A 547-nucleotide genomic window follows, 5' to 3' on the forward strand; every position below is an offset into this window, starting at 1 on the left:
GAAGTGTATCTATTTCGTTACTACGAATACTCTCATATTCTTCTAATGAAATTAACTTCTTTTCTTCAGAACAACCATTGAAAAAAGAAACGTCCTGAATTATTATATTTGTTAGACGTTGAAGAATTTCATCTTTATGTTCTTCTGTTGAACGTAATTTCTGAAGACTACCCCAAGTAACTGATTTAGTTAACATTACCCCAAATTCTGGCATCCAAAAATGGGTAATACACCCGTCTATTGTATGTAATTTTTCAGCAAATTTATATACTTGATAATTTTTTAATTTGTTGCCATTTAATATACTGAATGACTTTTTGTTAACGAGGAAAAGATCCTCTATTGAAGTTTCATTAGTTATTACTTTAGATTGACCCTTTATTTCAGATAAATAATAGCTTTTTTGCCAATTTTTTCTTTTCCCTTTTAATCTGTAATTAATTTGACTAGTCTTACCAAGATTGTGTTCATAACCTTCAATATAAATTGTATCGAAATATATTTCACTTCCTGATTCATAATTATATGTTAGGTAATAATCAAAATT

Annotated in this window: 1 protein-coding gene; it reads right to left on the reverse strand. The window is 27.4% G+C overall.

Going from position 1 to position 547, the window contains the following annotated elements; translation table 11 throughout:
- Positions 1 to 547: hypothetical protein (locus HGP29_RS28580; RefSeq protein ID WP_168885853.1), on the reverse strand; the 547-nt coding region annotated here is incomplete at both ends.

It is taken from the genome of Flammeovirga agarivorans (assembly GCF_012641475.1).
Classification (GTDB): domain Bacteria; phylum Bacteroidota; class Bacteroidia; order Cytophagales; family Flammeovirgaceae; genus Flammeovirga; species Flammeovirga agarivorans.